Origin of the sequence: Vogesella facilis (assembly GCF_042648525.1) — a bacterium.
Classification (GTDB): Bacteria; Pseudomonadota; Gammaproteobacteria; order Burkholderiales; family Chromobacteriaceae; genus Vogesella; species Vogesella facilis.
Genome location: NZ_JBHRXN010000001.1, coordinates 41,103 through 63,500, shown reverse-complemented (window position 1 = coordinate 63,500; position 22,398 = coordinate 41,103). Strand labels below are relative to the sequence as shown.

Annotated in this window: 22 protein-coding genes; 9 read left to right on the top strand and 13 right to left on the bottom strand. The window is 68.1% G+C overall.

What is annotated here, in order from left to right:
- Positions 1-67: 67 nt before the first annotated feature.
- Positions 68-970 carry a LysR family transcriptional regulator gene (locus ACFOLG_RS00315; RefSeq protein ID WP_386087248.1) on the top strand — a complete coding sequence of 301 codons (903 nt, stop codon included), beginning with the start codon at positions 68-70 and terminating at the stop codon, positions 968-970.
- A gap of 126 nt (positions 971-1,096) precedes the next feature.
- On the opposite strand, the gene ACFOLG_RS00310 is transcribed toward ACFOLG_RS00315, so the two are convergent.
- Together ACFOLG_RS00310 and ACFOLG_RS00305 are read right to left on the bottom strand one after the other, a co-directional pair.
- Positions 1,097-2,323, bottom strand: a complete 1,227-nt coding sequence (locus ACFOLG_RS00310) for a DUF1615 domain-containing protein (protein ID WP_386087246.1) — start codon at positions 2,321-2,323, stop codon at positions 1,097-1,099.
- A 55-nt stretch (positions 2,324-2,378) separates the two neighbouring features.
- The gene (locus ACFOLG_RS00305; protein ID WP_386087244.1) at positions 2,379-3,134 is read right to left on the bottom strand and encodes a substrate-binding periplasmic protein; all 756 of its coding nucleotides are present in this window, start codon (positions 3,132-3,134) and stop codon (positions 2,379-2,381) included.
- A 315-nt stretch (positions 3,135-3,449) separates the two neighbouring features.
- Between ACFOLG_RS00305 and ACFOLG_RS00300 the strand changes: the two genes are divergently transcribed.
- The 3 genes from ACFOLG_RS00300 to ACFOLG_RS00290 all read left to right on the top strand — a co-directional run bounded on the left by ACFOLG_RS00300 (position 3,450) and on the right by ACFOLG_RS00290 (position 7,699).
- A complete protein-coding gene (locus tag ACFOLG_RS00300; RefSeq protein WP_386087242.1) occupies positions 3,450-5,771 on the top strand; it encodes a YgiQ family radical SAM protein in 2,322 nt (773 codons plus the stop codon).
- Positions 5,772-5,800: 29 nt separating this feature from the next.
- Positions 5,801-6,106: an energy transducer TonB family protein gene (locus tag ACFOLG_RS00295; protein WP_386087240.1), complete on the top strand. Its 306-nt coding sequence runs from the start codon at positions 5,801-5,803 to the stop codon at positions 6,104-6,106.
- A 123-nt stretch (positions 6,107-6,229) separates the two neighbouring features.
- On the top strand, positions 6,230-7,699 hold the full coding sequence (locus ACFOLG_RS00290; protein ID WP_386087238.1) for a protein adenylyltransferase SelO: 1,470 nt from the start codon (positions 6,230-6,232) through the stop codon (positions 7,697-7,699).
- A 72-nt stretch (positions 7,700-7,771) separates the two neighbouring features.
- Here the strand turns inward: ACFOLG_RS00290 and ACFOLG_RS00285 are convergent, their stop codons facing one another.
- Positions 7,772-8,530, bottom strand: coding sequence for a substrate-binding periplasmic protein (locus ACFOLG_RS00285; protein WP_386087237.1), 759 nt, complete (start codon positions 8,528-8,530; stop codon positions 7,772-7,774).
- 156 nt (positions 8,531-8,686) lie between these two features.
- Between ACFOLG_RS00285 and ACFOLG_RS00280 the strand changes: the two genes are divergently transcribed.
- Together ACFOLG_RS00280 and ACFOLG_RS00275 are read left to right on the top strand one after the other, a co-directional pair.
- The gene (locus ACFOLG_RS00280) at positions 8,687-9,112 is read left to right on the top strand and encodes a GNAT family N-acetyltransferase (RefSeq protein WP_386087235.1); all 426 of its coding nucleotides are present in this window, start codon (positions 8,687-8,689) and stop codon (positions 9,110-9,112) included.
- Positions 9,113-9,206: 94 nt separating this feature from the next.
- Positions 9,207-10,136, top strand: a complete 930-nt coding sequence (locus ACFOLG_RS00275; protein WP_386087233.1) for a 2-hydroxyacid dehydrogenase — start codon at positions 9,207-9,209, stop codon at positions 10,134-10,136.
- Positions 10,137-10,203: 67 nt separating this feature from the next.
- On the opposite strand, the gene ACFOLG_RS00270 is transcribed toward ACFOLG_RS00275, so the two are convergent.
- The 3 genes from ACFOLG_RS00270 to ACFOLG_RS00260 form a co-directional block, all read right to left on the bottom strand.
- Positions 10,204-10,740, bottom strand: a complete 537-nt coding sequence (locus tag ACFOLG_RS00270) for a COG4315 family predicted lipoprotein (protein ID WP_386087231.1) — start codon at positions 10,738-10,740, stop codon at positions 10,204-10,206.
- Between the two features lie 75 nt (positions 10,741-10,815).
- Positions 10,816-11,247 (bottom strand): carboxymuconolactone decarboxylase family protein, encoded by a 432-nt coding sequence (locus ACFOLG_RS00265; protein ID WP_386087229.1) that lies wholly within the window; start codon positions 11,245-11,247, stop codon positions 10,816-10,818.
- Positions 11,248-11,262: 15 nt separating this feature from the next.
- Positions 11,263-11,505, bottom strand: a complete 243-nt coding sequence (locus ACFOLG_RS00260) for a DUF2798 domain-containing protein (RefSeq protein WP_386087227.1) — start codon at positions 11,503-11,505, stop codon at positions 11,263-11,265.
- A gap of 97 nt (positions 11,506-11,602) precedes the next feature.
- Here ACFOLG_RS00260 and ACFOLG_RS00255 point away from each other — a divergent pair, with 97 nt between their 5' ends.
- Positions 11,603-12,511, top strand: a complete 909-nt coding sequence (locus tag ACFOLG_RS00255) for a LysR family transcriptional regulator (protein ID WP_386087225.1) — start codon at positions 11,603-11,605, stop codon at positions 12,509-12,511.
- 43 nt (positions 12,512-12,554) lie between these two features.
- Entirely contained in the window at positions 12,555-13,085 is a 531-nt protein-coding gene (locus ACFOLG_RS00250; RefSeq protein ID WP_386087223.1) for a hypothetical protein, read from the top strand.
- Here the strand turns inward: ACFOLG_RS00250 and ACFOLG_RS00245 are convergent.
- Both ACFOLG_RS00245 and ACFOLG_RS00240 read right to left on the bottom strand, forming a co-directional pair.
- Positions 13,079-14,167, bottom strand: a complete 1,089-nt coding sequence (locus tag ACFOLG_RS00245) for a polyamine ABC transporter substrate-binding protein (RefSeq protein WP_386087221.1) — start codon at positions 14,165-14,167, stop codon at positions 13,079-13,081. The two genes, ACFOLG_RS00250 and ACFOLG_RS00245, sit on opposite strands and share 7 nt — an antisense overlap.
- Before the next feature lie 132 nt (positions 14,168-14,299).
- A complete protein-coding gene (locus ACFOLG_RS00240) occupies positions 14,300-14,746 on the bottom strand; it encodes a multidrug/biocide efflux PACE transporter (protein WP_386087219.1) in 447 nt (148 codons plus the stop codon).
- Positions 14,747-14,834: 88 nt separating this feature from the next.
- Between ACFOLG_RS00240 and ACFOLG_RS00235 the strand changes: the two genes are divergently transcribed.
- Positions 14,835-15,701 (top strand): LysR family transcriptional regulator, encoded by an 867-nt coding sequence (locus tag ACFOLG_RS00235; protein ID WP_386087217.1) that lies wholly within the window; start codon positions 14,835-14,837, stop codon positions 15,699-15,701.
- Here the strand turns inward: ACFOLG_RS00235 and ACFOLG_RS00230 are convergent.
- The 5 genes from ACFOLG_RS00230 to ACFOLG_RS00210 form a co-directional block, all read right to left on the bottom strand.
- Positions 15,682-17,460, bottom strand: a complete 1,779-nt coding sequence (locus ACFOLG_RS00230; protein ID WP_386087215.1) for an ABC transporter ATP-binding protein — start codon at positions 17,458-17,460, stop codon at positions 15,682-15,684. The genes ACFOLG_RS00235 and ACFOLG_RS00230 overlap by 20 nt on opposite strands.
- Before the next feature lie 23 nt (positions 17,461-17,483).
- Positions 17,484-18,575: an ABC transporter permease gene (locus ACFOLG_RS00225; RefSeq protein WP_386087213.1), complete on the bottom strand. Its 1,092-nt coding sequence runs from the start codon at positions 18,573-18,575 to the stop codon at positions 17,484-17,486.
- Between the two features lie 4 nt (positions 18,576-18,579).
- On the bottom strand, positions 18,580-19,518 hold the full coding sequence (locus tag ACFOLG_RS00220) for an ABC transporter permease (RefSeq protein ID WP_386087211.1): 939 nt from the start codon (positions 19,516-19,518) through the stop codon (positions 18,580-18,582).
- A 32-nt stretch (positions 19,519-19,550) separates the two neighbouring features.
- Positions 19,551-21,323 carry an ABC transporter substrate-binding protein gene (locus ACFOLG_RS00215; RefSeq protein WP_386087209.1) on the bottom strand — a complete coding sequence of 591 codons (1,773 nt, stop codon included), beginning with the start codon at positions 21,321-21,323 and terminating at the stop codon, positions 19,551-19,553.
- A gap of 123 nt (positions 21,324-21,446) precedes the next feature.
- On the bottom strand, positions 21,447-22,364 hold the full coding sequence (locus ACFOLG_RS00210; RefSeq protein WP_386087207.1) for a LysR family transcriptional regulator: 918 nt from the start codon (positions 22,362-22,364) through the stop codon (positions 21,447-21,449).
- Positions 22,365-22,398: the final 34 nt, after the last annotated feature.

Below are 22,398 nucleotides of genomic sequence, written 5' to 3'. Positions count from 1 at the left end.
GCAGGTTCATTACATTCTAAAAATGAATTAAAATTATAAATGTGATTCCAGAATGGAATGATTTGCGATGGACGTTAAAGCACTGCGTTATTTCACCGAATTGGTGCGCCGGCAGAACTTCACCCGCGCCGCCGAGGCGCTGTTCGTCACCCAGCCCACCATCAGCAAGATGGTGCGCCAGCTGGAAGACGAACTGGACATGCCGCTGCTGGTCAAGGAGGGCAAGTCCTTCCACCTCACCGATGCCGGCAAGGTGGTGTACCTGCGTGGCCAGGACGTGTTGGCCGCCCATCAGCGGCTGAACAGCGCGCTGGCCGACCTGGTGTCGCTGTCGCGCGGCGAGCTGGTGGTGGGGCTGCCGCCGATGTCCGGCGGCGCCTTCTTTGCACCGGTGGTGGGTACCTTCCGCGACCGCTACCCGGGAGTGGAGCTGAAAATGGTGGAGGACGGCGCCCGCGCCATCGAGAGCAGCGTGCGCTCCGGGCAACTGGAAATCGGCGCCGCGGTGCTGCCGGTGGACGACAACGTGTTCGACAGCCTGAGCCTGGTACACGACCCGCTGTGCCTGGTGGCGCCCAGCGGCAGCGCCTGGCACGGCCGCAGTTCGGTGACGCTGGCAGACATCGCCGAGCAGCCGATCGTGTTCTACCCGGAAGACTTCTCGCTGGCGACGCGCATCAGCGATGCCTACCGCCTGCTGGGCAAGAGCGTGAACATCGCCGGGCGCAGTGCGCACTGGGACTTCATCGTGGCGATGGTCAAGGCGCGGCTGGGGGTGGCGCTGCTGCCGCTGGCGGTGGCGGGGCGGCTGGAGGCGGCCGAGTTCGACGTGGTGCCGATCGACAACCAGTACATCGAATGGCACATCGGCCTGATCTGGAAGAAAAACAGCTATCTGTCGCACGCGGCGCGGGCGTGGATCACGCTGACGCGCGAGATTCTGCTGGATGCCGGCGAGGCGCCGCGCTAGGCACGGCCGGCGCCGGCCGCGGCCACCAACGTTGGCCGCAGGCTCGCGGCGGCCGGATGGCCACACGCCGCGTCCGGTTCCGGTTCCGGTTCCGGCGCGGCGTGTGGCTGCTGCGGTGATAGTCGGTCAGCGCGCGCGCTGCAGGCACTGCTGGTAGCGCCAGTCGACGCGCTCGGCAAACCAGGCGGTGGTGAGCTTGCGGGTGATCTTCGGGCTTTGCAGGCGGATCTGCGGCAGCGCTTCGCGCGGGGCGCGGCCGCCTTGCTGGCTATCGGCCAGCTGCATCACCTTGCGGTACAGCGGGGTGTCGGCAAAACCGAAGCTCTTTTCCTGTTTCAGGTCGCGCAGCATGTCGGCCTCGCTCAGCTGCAGCTTGCCGCGCAGCTTGCCTAGCGCCTGCTGCGTGCTGCTGGCGGCGCGTGCCGGCGCGCCGTTCTGGTAGCGCAGCAGGTCGCCGTCCGGCGTCAGCTTGCTGCCGCTGAGCTTGCCGACGGCTTGCTGGAAGGCGGCATTGCGGCTGGCGTAGCGGCCGGCGTTGAAATCGGCGAAGCGGTACAGCATCTGGCTGTAGTTCACCGGGTATTGCAGCAGGATGGCGCTGCCGAAGTACACGCCGCCACGCCGGCTGAACACCTCGTTGCGCACGCTGCCGCGCCGCGCGTAGGGGTAGGGCCAGGCGCGCACATGCGCCTCGGCAAACTCCACACTCACCTGCATCGGGCCACCGGTGCGGATCGGGTTCTTCATACCCACCGGCAAGTTCAGGTTTTGCGCTTCGGCCGCCATGTCCTCGAACAGCTCGTTCATCTCACCCTCGGTGCGCAGGCTGTCGATGCGTGCCTTGTAGCTGCGGCCGTCCGGCGAAGTCTTCATCAGCGCGGTTTTCACCAGCCCTAGCGGAATGTAGTAGCCGCCGGCCTTTTCGCCGATCTTGCCCCACACGATCCTGGGCAGGCCCGGCACCACCGGGTCGGCCTGGAAGGTGGATTCCTGCTCGATCACCGCGATCACCGCGCACAGGTTCTCGGCATTGGCGCTCAGCTGCAGCGCCGTGAAGGCATTGGCGATATCGTCGCGCCAGCCGTCGCGCGGCTTCACGTAATCCGGCAGCAGCTTGCCCAGCAGCAAGCGCGGGTTGGCCGCAGGCGGGTGCGGCGGTACCGGCACCGGCGGCAGGGTGCCGATGGCGGGTGGCGTTACCACTGGCGGCGGTAGCGCCACTGCCGGCTGGCTGCTGGCCTCGGGCGGGGGCAGGATCGGCGCCGGGGTGGCAGGGGCGGCGGCAATGGGGGCGGGGGTGGCGCAGGCGCCCAGCAGGGTGCTGATCGCCAGCAGGCAGACGGTGCGTTTCATGGTGGCCAGGCGGAAAAGGAAGCCGCCATTCTAGCGGAAGCGCCCGCGGCGGGGGCTAGTCCGCGCCCAACTCGGCATCGTACTTGTCGATGATCTGCTGGTAGCGGCCGCTCTGCTGCAGCTGGCGCAGGCCGTGGTTGAAGGCGTCGCGCTGCTGCGGCGAGCGGAACAGCACGCGGTAGGACAGCTGCGGAAACAGGTTGTGGTAGTGCACCGGGCGCGGCGTTTCGTGGAAGTCGCTCTGCATGCGGCGGTTCATGTAGCTGAAGATGCGCACGTCGGCCACCACCACATCCACGCTGCCGCGGAACAGCAGGCGGTTCTGGTCCAGCTGGTTGCCGGTTTCGCTGTAGGCCGGGTGCTGCTGCGTCAGCTGGCGGAAGGCGCTGCCGAGATACTGGCTGGCCAGCGGAAAGCCGAGCACGCGGTAGCGCGCCAGGTCGCCGATGCTGGTGATAGCCAGATTGCGCTCCGCCAGCGTGATGGCCTTGTCCTGGTACTGGATGTAGGGTTCGGAATAGGCGCCGTTGACGCCGTAGTTGGGCAGCATGGTGGCCACCGCGTCCATCTCCTTGCTGCCCAGTGCGTAGGGCAGGCGCTTTTGCGCCAGGAACAGCGGCTTGAGCTGCAGGCCCTGCTGCTGCAACGCCTCGCGCACAATGTCCACCTCGATGCCGCTGCCCAGCGGCGGAATGGCATAGGGCTCCAGCGATTCGCCGAAGGCGACGGTGACGATGGGTTCCGGCGCCGGGGCGGCACCGGCGTGGGCGGCCAGCAGCACGGCAAGAAGCAGGGCGGGGCGAAGCGGCATGGTTGCCTCCGGGTTGGGCGTGGCCGCTGGACGGGCATCACGGCGTGATGCGCTCGCTGGCTACTTCCAGACTATCGGTTCCGGCGGCGTTTGCTTGATCTTTTCATGCCGCAGACAGCTGCTGACGACTGCCAATGGTGCCCGCTTGCCGGCCGCGTTGGCGCCGTGTGCCGGGCTGGGCGGCGGGGCGGTGGAGTCCTTGTTCAAAATAGGGTTATAACCCGGCTATGTCGATGAAAAAAAAGCCTTTTTTGGATGAAAGGGGCGGCGCTTTCTGGCACAATGCGCGGTTCCTCCAGAAATGCCGTTTTGACAATGACGCTTCCCACCGCCCCGCAAGCCATCAACAGTTACCGTAAATACTGGGCCAGCCGCTTTGGCACCGCCCCGTTCCTGCCCATGAGCCGTGCCGAAATGGACGAGCTGGGCTGGGACAGCTGCGACATCATCATCATCAGCGGCGACTGTTACATCGACCATCCCAGCTTCGGCATGGCGCTGGTTGGCCGCTTGCTGGAGGCGCAGGGCTTCCGCGTCGGCATCATCGCGCAGCCGGACTGGAACAGTGCCGATGCCTTCCGCGAGCTGGGCAAGCCCAACCTGTTCTTCGGCGTCACCGCCGGCAACATGGATTCGATGATCAACCGCTACACCGCCGACCGCAAACCGCGTTCCGATGACGCCTACACCCCGCACGCGGCGGCCAACAAGCGTCCGGACCGCGCGGTGACGGTGTACGCGCAGCGCTGCCGCGAAGCCTACCCGGGGGTGGGGGTGATGATCGGCTCCATCGAGGCGTCCTTGCGCCGCATCGCCCACTTCGACTACTGGAGCGACAAGGTGCGCCAGTCGGTGCTGGTGAACTCCAAGGCCGACATCCTGCTGTACGGCAACGCCGAGCGCGCGCTGGTGGAGATTGCCCACCGCGCCGCCCGTGGCGAGAAGCTGTCCGAGATGCGCGACATCCGCGGCACCGCCTTCATGGCGCCGCACGGCTGGCGCCCGGACGAAGAATGGCAGGAGATGGATTCCAGCGTGGTGGACGTGCCGGGCCGCGTCGACCCGCACCTCAACCCCTACCAGGAGATTCCGGAGCAGGCGGCCGAGGCCACTGCGGCCAACGATGCGTCCAAACCGCAGGTGATCCGCATCGAATCGCGCGAGGAACGGCTGGCCAAGCGCCGCGCCGAGCGCGCCAAGACCGTGATCCGCATCCCGTCCTACGAGGCGGTGGCGCACGACCCGGTACTGTACGCGCACGCCAGCCGCACCCTGCACCTGGAGTCCAACCCCGGCAACGCCCGTGCGCTGGTGCAGCTGCACGGCACGCGCGACGTGTGGCTGAATGCGCCGCCGATTCCGCTGTCCACCGAGGAAATGGACTTCGTGTTCGGCCTGCCATACGCCCGTAACCCGCACCCCAGCTACGGCGATGCCCACATCCCGGCGTGGGAGATGATCAAGTACTCGGTGAACATCATGCGCGGCTGCTTTGGCGGCTGTACCTTCTGCTCGATTACCGAGCACGAGGGCCGCATCATCCAGAGCCGCTCGGAAGAATCGATCCTGAAAGAGATCGAGGAGATCCGCGACAAGACGCCGGGCTTTACCGGCCACATTTCCGACCTGGGCGGCCCGACCGCCAACATGTATCGCCTGAGCTGCAAGGACCCGAAGATCGAGCGTTCCTGTCGCAAGCTGTCCTGCGTCTATCCGGACATCTGCGAAAACCTCGGCACCGACCACAGCCATTTGATCCAGCTGTACCGCAAGGCGCGGGCGCTGCCGGGCATCAAGAAGATCAACATCCAGTCCGGCCTGCGCTACGACCTGGCGGTGAAATCGCCGGAGTACATCAAGGAGCTGGTGCAGCACCATGTCGGCGGCTACCTGAAGATTGCGCCGGAACACACCGAGGACGGCCCGCTGTCCAAGATGATGAAGCCGGGCATGGGTGCCTACGACAAGTTCAAGGAGCTGTTCGAGCGCTTCAGCCGCCAGGCCGGCAAGGAGCAGTACCTGATCCCGTACTTCATCGCCGCCCACCCGGGCACCAGCGACGAGGACATGGTGAACCTGGCGTTGTGGCTGAAGAAGAACAACTTCCGCCTCGACCAGGTGCAGACCTTCACCCCGACGCCGATGGCGATGGCCACCACCATGTGGCACACCCGCCGCAACCCGCTGAAGCGCCTGTCGCGCAGCTCGGAAAAAGTGGACGTGGTGCGCGACGGCTACCGTCGCAAGCTGCACAAGGCGCTGCTGCGTTACCACCACCCGGACAACTGGCAGATCATCCACGATGCGCTGCTCAATATGGGCCGCAGCGACCTGATCGGTCACAGCAAGCAGTGCCTGATTCCGCCGACGCCACCTGGCGACAAGGCGGCCGCAGCGCGCAACCGCTTTGCCCACCACGCCCCGGCGGCCAGCCGCGGCAAGCCGGGCGCCCAGCGTAGCCCGGCCGCGGCAGCGCGCAGCCATGGCAGTGGTAAGAGCTTCGCCGCCAAACCGGCCGCCGGCAAGGCGCAGGCCGCCAAGCCCGCCGCCGCCAAGCCGAACACCGGCCGCAGCGGCGGTGGCGCCAAACCGGGCGGCAAGCCGCCGGCCAAGGTTGGCCGCAGCCCGCGCGGCTAGCACGCCAGATGCGGATGGTCAGGGGGCTGATGTTGGGGCTGCTGTGCATGGGTTGCCTGCTGTGGCTATCCGTGGCGGCAGCTGCATCGCCCTCTTATCCCGCTGCGTCGTTGGCGGCCAGGGAGTCGGGGACGGTGGTCTGCCTTGTCAACGTGGACGAGAACGGCAAGGTAATCGAGGCCACGATCAGGCAAAGCAGCCGCTTCCCCCGCCTGGACGAGGCCGCGCTGGCATGGGTGAGGACGCTGGCGTTTGTGCCGGCCAGCAATCTGGGCCAGGCGGTACCGGCCAGCTACGTGCTGCCCGTCGCATTTTCCCTTCCGCCGGGACAGTAAGCAGTCCGCGCTCCCCCCTTTGTGTTGCCCGCCCGCATGGCCGTTGGGTGCGGGCCTTGCATGCCGCTGCGCATTTTTCCACGCGAAGATAGTCAAAACCTCAGTCCTCACCGGAGTCGCACCATGCCCACCATCGCCTTCGACAACAGCTACGCCCGCGACCTGCCGCAGCACGCGGTGCCGTGGCAGCCGCAGCCGCCGCGTGCGCCGCAGCTGCTGTACTGGAACGCCGCGCTGGCGGCGGAGCTGGGGCTGGAGACCGCCGAGGTGGCGGCAGAAACGTTGGCCGCACAGTTTTCCGGTGCCGAGCTGCCGGCCGGCGCCCAGCCGGTGGCGCAGGCCTATGCCGGCCACCAGTTTGGCGGTTTTTCGCCCAGCCTGGGCGATGGCCGCGCGCTGCTGCTGGGCGAGCTGATCGACCGCCGCGGCCAGCGCCGCGACCTCGCCTTCAAGGGCAGCGGACGCACGCCGTTCTCGCGCCGCGGCGACGGCAAGGCGGCGGTGGGGCCGATGCTGCGCGAGCTGATCATCGGCGAGGCGCTGCAGGCGCTGGGCATCCCCACCACCCGCGCGCTGGCGGTGGTGGCTACCGGCGAAGAGGTATACCGCGAGCAGACGCTGCCGGGTGCGGTGCTCACCCGCGTCGCCGCCAGCCATATCCGCGTCGGCACCTTCCAGTACTTCGCTGCCCGCGGCGAGCTGGAACAGCTCAAGGCGCTGGCCGACTACACCATCGCCCGCCACTACCCGCAGGCGGCGGAGGCGGCCAACCCCTATCTGGCGCTGCTGCAGGCGGTGTGTACGGCGCAGGCGGCGCTGATCGCGCGCTGGATGCACGTCGGTTTCATTCACGGCGTGATGAACACCGACAATATGGCGCTGTCCGGCGAGAGTATCGATTTCGGCCCCTGCGCCTTCATGGATGCTTACGACAGCGAAACCGTGTTCAGCTCCATCGACAGCCAGGGCCGCTACGCCTACGGCAACCAGCCGTGGATCGCGCAGTGGAACCTGGCCCGCCTGGCCGAGACGCTGCTGCCGCTGATGGCGCCGGAAGACCCGGCCAGCGCGGTGCCGGCGGCGACCGAGCTGGTGGAAGGCTTTGCGCAGCAGTATCTGCAGCAGTGGCGCGCCGAGGGCTACCGCAAGCTGGGGCTGCCGGCACAGGACGGGCCGGGGCTGCTGGAAGACTGGCTGGCGCTGCTGGCGGCGCAGCGTGCCGACCACACCCTGGCGTGGCGCTTCCTGGCCGAGGCCGCCGCCGGCGACGATAGCCGGTTGGTGGCGCAGTTTGCCGAGCCGCAGCCGCTGGCCGACTGGCTGGCGCAGTGGCGGCAGCAACTGGCCGCCAGCGGCGCCACGCCAGAGCAGACCGCCGCCGCGCTGCGTGCGGCCAACCCGCTGTACATTGCGCGCAACCATCTGGTGGAAGAGGCCCTGGCCGCCGCCAGCGAGCGCGGAGACATGGCGCCCACCCTGCAGCTGCTGGCGGTGCTGGCGCAGCCCTATACCGAGCGCGCGGAGCTGGTGCGCTACACCCAGCCGGCGCCGGCAGCGTTGGCCGCCGGCTACCGTACTTTCTGCGGTACCTGAGCGGCGGCGTGGGGTGTGTCGGGCCGGCGGCAGCTAGCGCGCTGCGCGGTACGCGCCGTCATGGCGCAGGGTTCAGTCGGCCAGCACCAGGCCGTGGCGGCGGGCGATGCGCTGGTAGCCGCCGTTGTCCTTCACCGCCTGCAACGCGCTGTTGAAGCGCTGCAGCAGGCGCTGCCCGTCCGGGTAGTCCTGCGCCGTCATCAGGTAGTTGGCGCCCACGTCCAGCGGCTTGTCCACGGTAAAGAACAGCTGGCGCTCGCCCGGGAACAGCTTGCCCAGCATGTACCAGCCGGCGGTTTCCATCGCCGGCAGCAGGTCGATGCGCCCGGCGCGCAGCATGGAAAACCCCTGTTCCTCGTTGTTGATCTGGCTGGTCTGCAGCTGGGCATCCCGCAGCATCTGCTCGTAGAAATAGCCGCGCACCGCGCCGATGTTGTAGCCCTGCAATTCCGTCAACTGCCGGTAGCTGATCGGCTTCGGCCGGCCGTTGGCGCTGTAGTAGAAGAACACGGTGCGCTTGCTGTACAGCGGGGCGGAGAAGTAGAAGCGCTGGTTGCGCTCCGGCGTCGGCACATAGGGAATGGCGGCCCACACCCGCTTTTCCTCCACGTAGCGCTCGCAGCGCTTCCACGGCATGAATTCGAAACGGAAGCGCACCCCCATGCGGTGCCCCACCTCGTGCAGCAGCTCGGTCAGAAAGCTGTCCTGCGGCTGGGCGCTGACATACGGTGGCAGCTCGCCGGTGGCGATGGTGAGCACGGTTTCCGCGCGCACCGCCGCCAGCGGCAGGCAGGCGGCTAACAAGAGCAGCCAGCGATCGGGGACGCGCATGATTCCATTCTTTCGGCATGGGCCAGCCTCAAGCATAGTCCATCGCGCGGCGGCCGCCGCCGGGCGCGGGACAGCGCCGTGCAGATCCGGGCCGCCGGCGCGCCGGCCGCGGCGAAATATCGCTAGACTGGCAGCTTTCTTGAGCCGGGAGTCCGCATGGCACAGCACAGTTTCCAGTTCACCCTCGGGGCCGATGCGCAGGCGCGGGCGGTGATCGAGCAGGGCCTGAAGGCCTACAACATCGAGCACATCGGCGACTACGGCTACCGCGATGTCGAGCTGTACGCGCGCGATGCCAGCGGCGCGGTGGTGGGCGGCCTGTTCGGCCATTCCGGCATGGGCTGGCTGTATGTCGACTACCTGTGGCTGGACGACGCGCAGCGCGGTGCCGGGCTGGGCGCGGCGCTGATGGCGCAGGTGGAGGACGAGGCGCGGCGCCGCGGCTGTGGCGGCGTGTTCCTGTACACCTACAGCTTCCAGGCGCCGGCGTTCTACGCCAGGCTCGGCTTCCAGCCCATGGGCGTGCTGGATGACTGCCCGCCGGGCCACCAGCGCATCTACCTGAAAAAACCGCTGCGGTAGCGTCTGCAAGGTTGGCCGCATGGCTAACCATGGGTCGCCATCTGCCTTAACATGGCGGTAGTTCATTTATCGATAGGGCATCGCGCAAGCCATCATGATCCTGATCCATACCCCTAGCCCGAAAGAAGTCGCCGCCTACCTGCCACTGTTCCGCGCCGCGCTGCCGCAGCAGACCTTCATCGCGCTGGACGAGATGCGCGACCCGGCGGCGGTGCAGTACGTGATTACCTGGGGGCCGCCGCCGGCGCTGTTCGCCGGCCTGCCCCGGCTTGAAGCGGTGTTCGCACTGGGCGCCGGGGTGGACAAGCTGCTGGCGCGCGACGACCTGCCGCCGCAGCTGCCGATCTACCGGCTGCTGGATGGCGGCATGGCGCAGCAGATGGTGGAGTACGTGCGCGTCGGCGTGCTGGGCTACCAGCGGCACATGGATATCTACCGCCGGCAGCAGGCGGCCGGGGTGTGGAAGATGCTGGCGCCGCGGCTGCCGTCCGAGGTGCGCGTCGGCGTGCTGGGGCTGGGCGAGATCGGCCGCGCGGTGGCGCAGGCGCTGGCCGCCGATGGCTATGCGGTCAGCGGCTGGAGCCGCACGCCGCGCCAGGTGCCGGCGGTGGATTGCCTGTTCGGCGACGAGGGGCTGGACGAACTGCTGGCGCGCAGCGACGTGCTGGCCTGCGTGCTGCCGTCGACGCCGGAAACCCAGGGCCTGCTGAACGCCAGCAGGTTGGCCGCACTGCCGGCCGGGGCGATGCTGATCAACGCCGGCCGCGGCGATCTGCTGGACGAGCTGGCGCTGCTCTACCAGCTGGACAACGGCCACCTGCGCTGCGCACAGCTGGACGTGTTCGCCAGCGAGCCGCTGCCGGCGGACAGCCGGCTGTGGCAGCACCCGGCGGTGACCATCACCCCGCATATCGCCGCCATCACCCTGCGCCAGCAGGCGGTGACGCAGATTGCGGCCAACCTCGAGCGGCTGGCCGCCGGGCAGGAAGGCCTGGGGCTGGTGTTGCGCGCGCGCGGCTACTAGCGCGCGGACAAAAAAAGGTCAGGCTGGCTGCCTGACCTTGTGCTTGCCGCTGCCGGCATGGCCGCCGCTACGGCTTGATCACATGCCACACGCCGCCGAGGTCGTCGCCTTCCATATCGCCGGGTTTCTGGTCGCCATGCCAGAAATACAGCGGCCAACCCTTGTAGCTCCACTGCCGGCTGTGGTCGCTGCGGGTGATGATGCCGAAATCGCCGTGCGGCTGGCCTGCGGGCGGGGCCATGAACGGCGGCCACTTGCCGGCGCAAGCATCGTTGCAGGCGCTGCTGCCGCTGCCGACGCTGTCCTTGTCGAAACGGTACAGCGTTCGGCCGCCCTGTGCCGCCAGCATGCCCTGCTGGAACATCGCCGGCTCCATCATCATGGCGCCGCCGCCCATCATGCCGCCGCTCTGGGCGGACATCATGCCGTCGCCCATCATCTGGCCGCTACCCATCATCTGGCCATTGCCCATCATCTGGCCGCCGCCCATCATCTGGCCGCCGCCCATCGGCGCCGGTTCATGCATGGCGGCGTGCTGGCCGTAGCCGGCACAGCCGCTCAGCGCGCCCAGTGCCAGCAGTACAAACAGTGTGCTACGGGTCATGGTTGACTCCTTCACAAGTGGTGTTGCTAGGCCAACCATAGTCCACCGTCCGGCAATAACCAAATCGCCGGCGGCTTACTGCCGCATGCCCACCGCCAGGCGGTTGAAGGCGTTCATCAGCGCCACGGCGCAGGTCAGGTCGGACACCTCCTGCGCGCTGAAATGTGCGGCCAGCGGCTGGTAGTCGGCATCCGCCGCGTGACTGCCGGGCAGGTCGGTGAGCGCTTCCGCCCACTGCAGCGCGGCGCGCTCGCGGGCGCTGAACAGCGCGCTGGCGTGCCAGCCGGCCAGCGCATCCAGCCGCTGCTGGCTTTCGCCGCGTTCGCGCAGCGCGCTGGCGTGCAGCCCCAGGCAGTAGCTGCAGCCGTTGATCTGCGAGATGCGCAGGTAGACCAGCTCGATCAGCGGCAGGCCCAGCGGGCTGTCTTCCAGCGCCTGCTTGCAGTGGCGCAGGCCGGACAGCGCGGCGGGGGAAAGCTGGTAGTAGGGCAGGCGTAAGGTGCTCATGAGACTTCTCCACAGTTAACGGTTGGCCGCACGCGGCTGGCCGAGCAGGCGCAGGGACAGGCGCTGCACCGTCGGCGCCAGCAGCAGCACCACGCTGAACGCCGCCGGCCACGCCGCCAGGAAGGCGCGGCCCCAGTGGGCGAGGTAGCCGGCGCCGGCGCCGAGGTTGAGCCAGGTGACCCAGGCGGTCATCAGCAGCGACATCAGGCCGGACATCAACAGCGCAAACAGCAGGCGCAGACGCAGGGTGGCAGGCATCGGGCGGCTTCCTTGGGTGACGATGGCAGCAGCTTAATCAACAACGGTTTGTGCAAATAGCGCTAATATTTCAATATCAAATTGCAGGAATGGAATCATGCTGGACGATCTGGCCTTGTTTGTGAGCATCGTGGAAAGCGGCAGCCTGAACGCGGCGGCGGGGCGCGCCGGCATGCCGCCGGCCACGCTGACGCGGCGGCTGCAGCGGCTGGAGCAGCAACTGGGCTGCCGCCTGCTGCATCGCAGCGCGCGGCGGCTGGTACCCAGCAGCGAGGGCTGGCAGTACTACCAGCGCTGCCGGCCGCTGCTGGATTCGCTGCGCCAGGCCACCGAGGCGCTGGACAGCGCCATCAACCACGTGGCCGGCAACGTGCGGCTGCTGGCGCCGGTGACGCTGGCGACCGGCGTGCTGCAGCCGGCGTGGGCCGGCTTCATGGCGGCCTACCCGCAGATCAACCTGGACTTGCAGCTGAGCAACCAGCGCGAGGACCTGATCGGCAGCGGTGCCGACCTGGCGGTGCGCGTCGGGCCGCTGCCGGATTCGCAGCTCAACCAGCGGCTGCTGGGGCGCGCGCCCACCGTGCTGGTGGCGGCGCCGGCCTATCTGGCGCAGCATGGTTGGCCGCAACACCCGCAGGCGCTGGCGCAGCACGCGCTGCTGCTGGCCGAGCCGCTGATGGAATGGCGGCTGCAGCACCGCGGCAGCGGCGAGTGGTTGAACCTGCCGCCGCCGGCGCAGCCACGGCTGCGGGTGAACGAAATCCAGCTGGCGGTGGACATGGCCTGCGCCGGGCTGGGCATCCTGTACTGCCCGCTGAGCCAGGCCTACCGCGCGCTGGCCGATGGCCGCCTGCAGCGCGCGCTGCCGGACTGGCGCGGCGATGCGCGCGACATCTACGCGGTGTGGCCGCAGCAGCGGCTGCTGCCGGCGCGGGTGCGTGCGCTGCTGGATTACCTGATCGACTTCACCGCCGGCCATCCGCTGTTTGCCGGCGAAGAGGCCTGAGCGCGCCAGCGCGCGCCGCCAGCATTTACCATGGAGAACCCCGATGCATGCCATCCCTGACACCTTGCTGCAGCTGTACCAACGCGCCCGCGGCCTGCAGCCGGCGGGCGCCATCAGCGTGTTGCAGCTGAGCGCCACGCAGTGCGCTTTTGCCAGCGGCAGCGGCGCCGCGCCGGCCAGCAGCATATTGCTGGCGCTGGGCACCCAGCTCGGCGCCAGCCTGTTCCGCCACGCGCCGCCGACGGCGCTGGAGATGGAGCACGCCATCATGCTGGTGGAAGACACGCTGGCGCCGGTGCGGCCAACCTTGGCCGCCGCCAGCCAGCTGTACTGCGCCGATGCCTGCGTGCGGGCGCTGGCCGGCCATGCCGGCGTGGCCGGCGACGGGGTGCTGTGGCTGCCGACCGGGCAGCTGGAATACACCTTCGGCCGCTTTGCCGAGGTGGTGCAGGGGCGGCCGGCGGCGCTGGAAGGCCTGCCGGTGGATGGCGAGTTCGCCGCCGCGCTGCTGATCATGCGCGAACTCACCCACCACCTGGGCTTTGCCGGCATCCACCTGCTGCCGGCTCAGTAGCTGCCGGTCTTGAACGCCTGCCACAGCCGGGTGACCCGCTGCTGCAGCGGCAGCGGCAGCGCGGTCAGCACGTAGCTGTTCTTCAGCTCGGCCAGGCCGGGAAAGATCGACGGATTGTTGCGGTGCTGCGGCGCCATCAGCTGGCGCGCGGCGGCCACCGCCGGCGCATAGGTGACGAAGTTGCCGTTGTCGGCGGCCACCGCCGCCTGCAGGTTGTAGTCGATGAAACGGTAGGCGGCATCGAGGTTGGCCGCATCCTGCGGTATCGCCAGGCTGTCCACCCACACGCCCACCCCTTCGGCCGGCAGCAGCGCGCGCAGGCGCACGCCGTTGCCGGCTTCCTCGGCGCGGCGGCGGGCAATGTTCAGGTCGCCGCCGTAACCCAGCGCCAGGCACAGGTCGCCGCGCGCCATCTCGTCCATGTAGCCGGACGAGGAAAAGCGCGTGATGTAGGGGCGGATGCGCTTGAGCAGCGCGGCGGCGGCCTGGTAGTCGGCCAGCTGGCGGCTGTCCGGCGACTTGCCCAGGTAGTGCAGCGCGGCGGCAAACACCTCATTGGGCGAATCCAGCAGGCTGACGCCGCAGCTTTTCAGCCTGGCCACCGTCTCCGGCTGGAACAGCAGCGACCACTGCCGCGCCGGCAGCGGGCCGCCCAGCGCCTTGGCCACCTTGTCCTGGTTGATGCCCAGGGTGTTGATGCCCCAGAACAGCGGCACCGCGTAGCGGTTGCCCGGGTCCGCCGCCTGCATCAGCTGCAGGATGGCCGGGTCCAGCGCCGGCCAGTGCGGCAGCCGGCGCTTGTCCAGCGGGCGGTACAGCCTGGCGGGAATCTGCCGCGCGAGGAAAGTGTTGGACGGCACCACCAGGTCGTAGCCGGAGCGGCCGGTGAGCAGCTTGGTCTGCAGCACCTCGTTGCTGTCGAAGCTGTCGTAGCGCAGGCGGATGCCGCTGCTGGCCTGGAAGTTCTTCAGCGTGCTCGGCGCCAGGTAGTCGGCCCAGGCGTAGAAGTTGAGGTTGGCCGCGGCGGCGGCAGGCAGGGTGCACGCGGTGGCGAGGGTGAGGGTAAGGAAAGTGGCACGCATGGGACTTCCTTTGCTGTGCAGGGGCCGCGAGGCCCATGTGGTGCGCCTGCGGGCAGACGGCTCCCATCCATGTTTAGACAGCCGACACGTCGAGGCTGTCGCGCGATGCGTTCGCGCGAGACGTCAGGCGGTTCAGGGCTGCAGACGCAGCCGGCGGCGCGCCAGCAGGCGGGCGCGGGCGTGGTCGTAGCTCCAGTTGAACACGTAGGTGTAGGGCAGGAAGAACAGCAGCACGCCGATGTCCAGCAGCAGCGCCTGCCACAGGCTGCAATCCAGCCACCACGCCACCACCGGGATGGTCAGCAGCAGCATGCCGCCTTCGAAGCCGATGGCGTGCAGGCTGCGCACCGCCGGCGTGCGGCGCCAGCCGAAGCGGCGCTCCAGCCGCTCGAACAGCGCGTTGAACAGCATGTTCCACAGCATGGCGATGGTGGACATCATCAGCCCCAGCACGCCGATGTGGCCCATGTCGGCGCTGGCCAGCCAGCTGCCCAGCGGCACCAGCAGCGCCATGGCGCAGGCCTCGTACAGCACGGCGTGGAAGATGCGTTCGCGCAGGGTCTTGTCGTCGGTATGCATGCTGCGGCCAACCTGTGGTATCGGGATGAGTGGCAGTGTGATAGGTTTTCTGCATGGATAACAGTTGGATTCCATCGGAGTAACCGATATGTCGATTGCCAATGATGCCTTGATCGCCTTCGTGCTGGCGGCGGAGCAGGGCTCGTTTTCCGCCGCCGCGCGCAGCCTGGGCAAGCGCCAGTCCACCATCAGCGAAACCATCGCCAACCTGGAGATCGACCTGGGGGTGCAGCTGTTCGACCGCGCCGGGCGCCAGCCGCAGCTCACCGCCGCCGGCCAGCGCCTGCTGCCGTACGCGCGGCAGACGCTGGCGACGCAGGACAGCCTGCGGCAGCAGGCGCAGCTGCTGGCCGCGGGGCAGGAGCCGCGGCTCACCATCGTGCTGTCCGATACCTTCCACACCGGCGATTTCGACGTGATGCTGGCCAGCTTCGCCGAGCGCTTTCCGCAGGTGGAACTGGAGTGCCTGGTGGGCGAGCAGGATGACGTGCTGGCGCTGGTGCAGGGCGGGCGCGCGCACCTGGGCATGCTCACCGCGCAGGCGACCTACCGCGCCGACCTGGCGCACCAGGCGCTGGCGCGGCCGGCGGAAACTGCGCTGTACGTGGCCGCCGGCCACCCGCTGGCGCAGCTGGCCAGTGTGGACGAGGCCGAGCTGCGGCGCTGGCGCGAGCTGCGGCTGCGCACCTACCAGGACACGCCGCAGCCGGACAGCGGCGGCCAGTGCTGGTCGGCGCCCAGCTACCTGCTGCTGATGGAGATGGCGCTGTACGGCTTTGGCTGGGCCGAGCTGCCGCACTGGCTGGTGGCGCGCTACGGCGCCGGGCTGCAGCGGCTGGCGCTGCCGGGCTGGCCGCGGCGGCAGCGCATCGACGCGGTGTGGTCGCGGCGCCAGCCGCTGGGGCCGGCGGCGGCGTGGGTGTTGCAGGCGCTGCTTACGCCACCTGCGGCTTGACGCCGTGCGGCCAACCTTGCGGGATGGCCGCCAGCAGCTGGCGGGTGTAGGCGTGCTGCGGCTTGGCGTACAGCGTGTCGGCGTCGCCCTGTTCCACGCAGCGGCCGTGCTGCATCACCAGCACCTGGTCCGACAGGTGCTTCACCACCGCCAGGTCGTGCGAGATGAACAGATAGGACAGCCCCAGCTCGTCCTGCAGGTCCTGCAGCAGGTTGAGCACCTGCGCCTGCACCGACACGTCCAGCGCCGACACCGATTCGTCGCAGATCAGGATGTCCGGGTGCATGGTCAGGCAGCGGGCGATGGCGAGGCGCTGGCGCTGGCCGCCGGAAAACTCGTGCGGATACTTGCCCAGCGCCTGGTGGCTGAGGCCGACCCGCTCCAGCCAGTTGCCGGCCAGCTGCAGCCGTTCGGCGTGGTCGCGGCCGATGCCGTGCAGCAGCATCGGCTCGGTGAGAATCTGCGCCACGCTCATGCGCGGGTTGAGCGAGGCATACGGGTTCTGGAACACGATCTGGATGCGGCGCTTGTAGTCGCACAGCTGGCGCGGCGACATCGCCAGCAGGTCGTGGCCGGCAAACAGCACGCGGCCGGCGCTGGCCGCCTGCAGCCGCATCAGCGTCAGCCCCAGCGTGGTCTTGCCGGAACCGGATTCGCCGACGATGCCCAGCGTGCGGCCGCGCATCAGCTGGAACGACACGTCCTGTACCGCATTGCAGCAGTGCCGTTTGCCGAACCAGCCGTGGCGGCTGTGGTATTCCACGCTCAGGCCCTGCACGTCCAGGATCACCTCGTCGTCCGGCAGGTAGCCGCGCTGGCGCTGCGGCGGCTCGCTGTAGCCGGCGTCGCCGAGAAAATCCTTGATCACCGGCAGCCGCGCCGGGCGCCGCGCCAGGTGCGGCCGGCAGCACAGCAGCGCCTTGGTGTACACGTCCTGCGGCGCCTCGAAGATCTGCTGCACCGGCGCATGCTCGCGGATGCTGCCGTGGTGCATCACCACCACCTCGTCGGCGAACTGGCCGACCAGCTCCAGATCGTGGCTGATGAACAGCACTGCCATGCCGTGCTTCTGCTGCAGCCCGGCCAAGAGCTGCAGGATCTGCTGCTGGATGGTGACATCCAGCGCGGTGGTCGGCTCGTCGGCGATCAGCAGTTTCGGTTCGCAGGCGATGGCCATGGCGATCATCACCCGCTGCTGCTGGCCGCCGGACAGCTGGTGCGGGTAGCTGCGCATCTTGTGGTCCGGCGTCGGCAGGCCGACTTCCATCAGTAGTGCCACCGCGCGCTGGTGTGCCGCCTTGCGGCCAACCTTGGTGTGCAGCATCAGCGTTTCGATGATCTGTTCGCCCACGGTGTACACCGGGTTGAGCGAGGTCATCGGGTCCTGGAACACCATGGCGATGTCGGCGCCGCGCAGCTGGCGCAGCTCGCGGCGGCTGGCGGTGAGCAGGTCGCGGCCGGCGAACACGATCTGGCTGCCGGCGTCGATCTGGCAGCCATGCGCCGGCAGCAGCCGGGTGATGGCCATGGCGGTCACCGATTTGCCGGAGCCGGATTCACCCACCAGCGCCACGGTGCGCCCGGCGGGGATGTCGAAGCTGATGCCCTTGAGCGCCGGCACGCAGTGGCCGTGCTCGTCGCGGAAGCTGACGCGCAGATTGCGCACGCTGAGCAGCGGCGGGGAGGGCGGGGGACTCAGGCGCTGCTGGTCGGGGTCGCTGGCAGTTGGCGCGCCTGGCTCGGCGGTGGGCAGTTTCACGGGTCGGCTATTTCACGAATGGGTTATTTCACTTTGGGGTCCAGCGCGTCGCGCAGGCTGTCGGTGAGCAGCGAGAACGCGGTCACCAGCAGCGACATCACCACGGTGACGGTGAGCATCTGCCACCAGTAGCCCTGCAGCAGCTCGGCTGGCGCCTCGGCCAGCATGGCGCCCAGGCTGACCTGGCTGACGCCGACACCGAAGCCGAGGAAGGACAGGATCGCCTCGTACTTGATCAGCGCCACGGTGAGCATGGAAAACTGCACCAGCAGCAGGTGGCTGACGTTGGGCAGGATGTGGTGCAGCATGCGGCGGCGGTGGCTGGCGCCGATGGCGTCGGCGGCGCGCACGTACTCGCGGTTCTTGTGCTTGAGGAACTCGGCGCGCATCAGCCGGTAGCTGCCGGTCCAGCTGGTGAGTGCCATCACCAGCACCACGGTACCGATGCCGCGGCCGCTGACGGCGGCAAACGCCAGCAGCAGCAGCATGTCCGGCACCGAGGTGAACACGCTGTAGCACCACAGCAGCAGGTCATCCAGCAGGCCGCCGAAGTAGCCGGAGAGAGCGCCCAGCGCGGAGCCGATCGCCAGTGCCAGCAGCGCGCCGGACAGGCCGACCAGCAGCGAGGTGGCGGTGCCCTGCAGCACTTTCTGCAGCACGTCGCGGCCGCGCTGGTCGGCGCCCAGTGGCAGGCGGTCGGCCTTGGGCGCTTCCGCGCTGCGGTACTGTGCCGCCTGCTGCTGTGCGGCGGCCATGTCGGCGGCCAGCGGGTCCTCGCTGGCGGCGAGACCAGTGGCGGCGCTGCTGTCTGCGCCGGCGGCAGCGCTGTTGCGCTGGCTGGCGGCGTCGATATCGGTGGCATTCAGCTGCACATGCTGCGGGCCGACACCGACGAACAGTGTCGGCGGGGCAAACGGTAGCGCCACCTCGTCCTGCCAGTGGCGCGCCAGCAGGCCGCTCCAGGCGCCCAGCGCCAGCAGCAGGTAGACGGCGACGATGCACAGTGCGGCAAAACCGAGGCGATCGCGGCGCAGCCGGCGCCAGCCCAGGCGCGCCAGGCTGTTGTGGGAAGGGTTGGCCGCAGTCAGCGGCGGCAGCGAGCTAGGTGTGGACATGGCATTAGTGCAGCTGGACGCGCGGGTCGATCAGCTTGTAGACGATATCGGTCAGCAGGTTGAACAGCATGGTGGCCAGTGCGATGTAGATGGTGATGGCCTTGATCACCGGGAAATCGCTGCGGTCCACCGCCATCACCACCTCCTTGCCCATGCCGGGAATGCCGAAGAAGGTCTCCAGCAGCATGGCACCCATCATCAGGTAGGGCAGCGACATCATCAGCGAGGTCACCACCGGGATCATGGCATTGCGCAGCACATGCTTGAGCATGATCACCGGCTCGGACAGGCCCTTGGCGCGCGCGGTGCGCACGTAGTCGTGGTTCATCTCCTCGACAAAGCAGCTGCGGTAGAAGCGGATGTCCGGCGCCAGGCCGACGATGACCCCCAGCAGCAGCGGCAGCGGCAGGTAGTAGCGCAGGTTGTCCAGCACGCTGTCGCTCCAGCCCATGATCGGAAACAGCCCGGCCTTGTGCGCCAGCCAGTACTGGCCGGCGATGATGTACACCAGGCCGCTGATCGACATCGCGCAGGTGGAGATCAGCGTCACCAGCCGGTCGGTGAGGCTGCCGCGCAGGTAGGCCACCAGCGCGGCGATCACCACCGCCAGCACGGTGCCCAGCAGCAGCATGCTGCCGGTGAGCAGCAGCGACGGGCCGATGCGGCTGTGCAGGATGCTGGACACCGGCTGCTGGGTGGACCACGAGCTGCCGAAATCCAGCGTCAGCACCTGTTTGACGAAGATGAGAAACTGCTGCGGCAGCGGCAGGTCCAGCCCCAGCTGGTGGCGGATATTGGCCAGCGCCTCCGGGCTGAGGTTCTTGCCGGCCAGGATGTAGGACGGATCGCCGCCCACCCAGTTGAACAGCACGAACAGCAGCAGCATCACGCCAAACAGCGTCGGCACCATTTGCGCTACGCGGCGGAGGATGAAGGCCAGCATGATCTAGGCCCCGCTCCCGGCGCTGCGGCCGCTCATTTCTGCAGGTCCAGGTAGCGCCAGCTGGTGTTCAGCAGCGGGTGCAGCTTCAGCCCTTTCACATACGGCTGCGCCAGTGTGCTGCGCACGCGGATGTCGCCGTAGATCCACGGCTGCTGCACCACGGCGATCTTGTTCATGGCGTCGTACAGCTTGTTGCGCTCCGGGCCGTCCGGCAGCTTGAGCGAGGCCTCGAACAGCCGGTCGTAGTCGGCGTTCTTGAAGTCGGCGGAGTTGGAATCGCCGGCATTCTTGCTGTACAGCAGCTGCATGAAGTTCTCGCCGTCCGGGTAGTCTGCGCCCCAGGCCATGCCCCACATCTGCAGCTTGCCCTGGTGGTTGGCCTTGGACAGCTCGTTCCACTTGCCCTGGCGGAAGCTGAGGCGGATCTTCAGTTTGTCGAATGCCTGTTGCCAGTATTCGTTCCACTGTTTGTCCAGCGCGCTGGTGCCGCTGGCCAGCTCGATGGACAGCGGCTTGCCGTCCGGGCGGCTGCGGTAGCCGTCGCTGCCGATGCGGTAGCCGAAGCGGTCCAGCAGCACGTTGGCCGCCGCCGGGTCGTACTTGGGCGCGCCGCGGAACGCCGGGTTGTGGCCGGCCACTCCGGCCGGCACGATGTAGTTCATCGGCACCGCCTGGCCGCGGCGGATGCTGGCGATGGTCTCGCTGACCGGGAACGCCATGGCGATGGCGCGGCGCAGCGCGATTTTTTCCTTGCTGTCGCCGCCGACCACCGGGTCCTGCATATTGAAGAAGTGGAAGGTGATCTCCTGCATCTGCTGGCGTTGCAGCTGGATGCCCTGGCGCGCGTATTTATCCGCCAGCTTCACCTTGAGCGGGTTCTTCGGGTCGATCACCAGCGCGTCCTGCAACGCCGCCTGCGGAATGCCGCTGATGTCCAGCTGGCGGTTGAGGAAGGACAGCCACAGCGGCTGTTCTTCTTCGATGATGGCCACTTCCACGCGGCCAACCCGCGGCAGGGTCTTGCCCTGCAGCGCCTGCACCACCGCCTTGTCCACCGGGTCGTTGCCCGGTTGGCTGTTGAACAGCACCTTGCGGTAGCCCGGGTTGGCCTCCAGCACGATCTTGCTACCCGGTTTCCATTCTTTCAGCAGGTAGGGGCCGGTACCCACCGGGTGGGCGTTGGTATTGTCGCGGTTGGCCTCGATCACCTCGCGCGCCACGGCGCCAAAGGCCGGCATCGCCAGAATGGACAGGAAGTTGAAGTTGGTGTCGATGAGGGTGAGCTGCAGCGTGTACTTGTCCAGCACCTTGATGCCGTCCACCGGGGTGTCGTAGTTCAGCGCGCCCTTGCCGGCGGCCTTCACCAGCTCGTCGGTGCCGACAAAGCGGCCGTCCACCAGGAAGCTCCACGGCGAGCGCACGGTGGGGTCGAGGTGGCGCTTGATGCTGTAGGCGTAGTCGGCGGCGGTCAGCTCGCGCTTCTTGCCCTTGAAGGCGGCATCGTCGGCAAAGTAGATGCCGGGCTTGAGCTTGAAGGTGTACACCCTGCCGTCCACCGACACGGTGGGCAGCGCGCTGCTGGTGTTGGCCACCAGCTTGGCCGGCCGCGCCAGGTAGTCGTAAGTGACCAGCGGGTCGTAGATGTTCTCGTTGATGGCGCTGGAGTACAGGTCGGACACCTTGGCCGGATCGAAGCCGGTTTCCGCGGCGTTCATCGCCACGCGCAGCACCTTGTTCATGTCGGCCGCCGCTGCCGGCAGCATCGCGCATGCGGCCAACATGGCGAGCAGGACGTGTTTGTTCATGATGGCTCCTCGTCTTTTGTCTTTATTTATAGTCTGGCAATAATCGCGGCTCGGTGCGCACCGGCATGGTGCGATGGCCGGCGGCGGGCCAGCTTAATGCAAGCGGCGCGCCAGCACAGGATATCAGGCACTGGCCGATGGGGCAGGCGGGCCGAGCCGCGCCAGCATATCCTGCAGCAGCTCGATCAGCACGCGCACCTTCATCGGCAGGTAACGCCGCGCCGGATACACCACGTAGACATCGGCGCTGCGGGTGCGGTACTGCGTCAGCAGCGGCTGCAACTGGCCGCGCTGCAGCGCGTCTTCCAGCAGAAAGCGCGGCTGAAACAGGATGCCCATGCCGGCCACCGCGGCGCTGACCAGCACGTCGCCGTTATTGCTCTGCAGCGGGCCGTCCACCGCCACCGCGGTTTCCTCCTCGCCCTGCCAGAAGCGCCATGCCTGCGGCAGGCTGCCCTGCTGGTAGCGCAGGCAGCTGTGCTGCAGCAGATCCTGCGGGGTGTGCGGGGTACCGTTGGCCGCAAGGTAGGCCGGCGACGCGCACAGCAGCATGTCGATGCGCCCCAGCGGCCGGGCGATCAGCCCGCCGCCCAGCGGCTGGGTGCTGATGCGCAGCGCCAGGTCGAAGCCGTCTTCCACCAGGTCCACCTGGCGGTCGGACAGCTCCAGCTCCACCTGCAGCAGCGGGTGGCGGCAGCGCAGCTCGGCCAGCCAGTCGCCCAGGTAGCGCATGCCGAACGACAGCGGTGCCGCCAGCCGCAGCGTGCCGCGCGCCTCCATGCTCTGCTGCATCGCGGCGGCATCGGCTTCTTCCAGTTGTGCCAGCACCAGTGCGGTACGCCGCGCGTAATCCAGCCCGGCCTCGGTAAACGCCAGCCGCCGCGTGGTGCGCTGGATCAGGCGGGTGCCCAGCTCCTGTTCCAGCGCGCTGACGTATTTGCTGACCATGGCGGTGGACATCTCCAGCCGGCCGGCGGCGGCGACAAAGCTGCCGCTATCGTGAATGGTGTGGAACACCCGCAGCGCCACCAGCTTGTCCATGATTGTTTCTTTTTGGTGATTAATTCATTGCTTG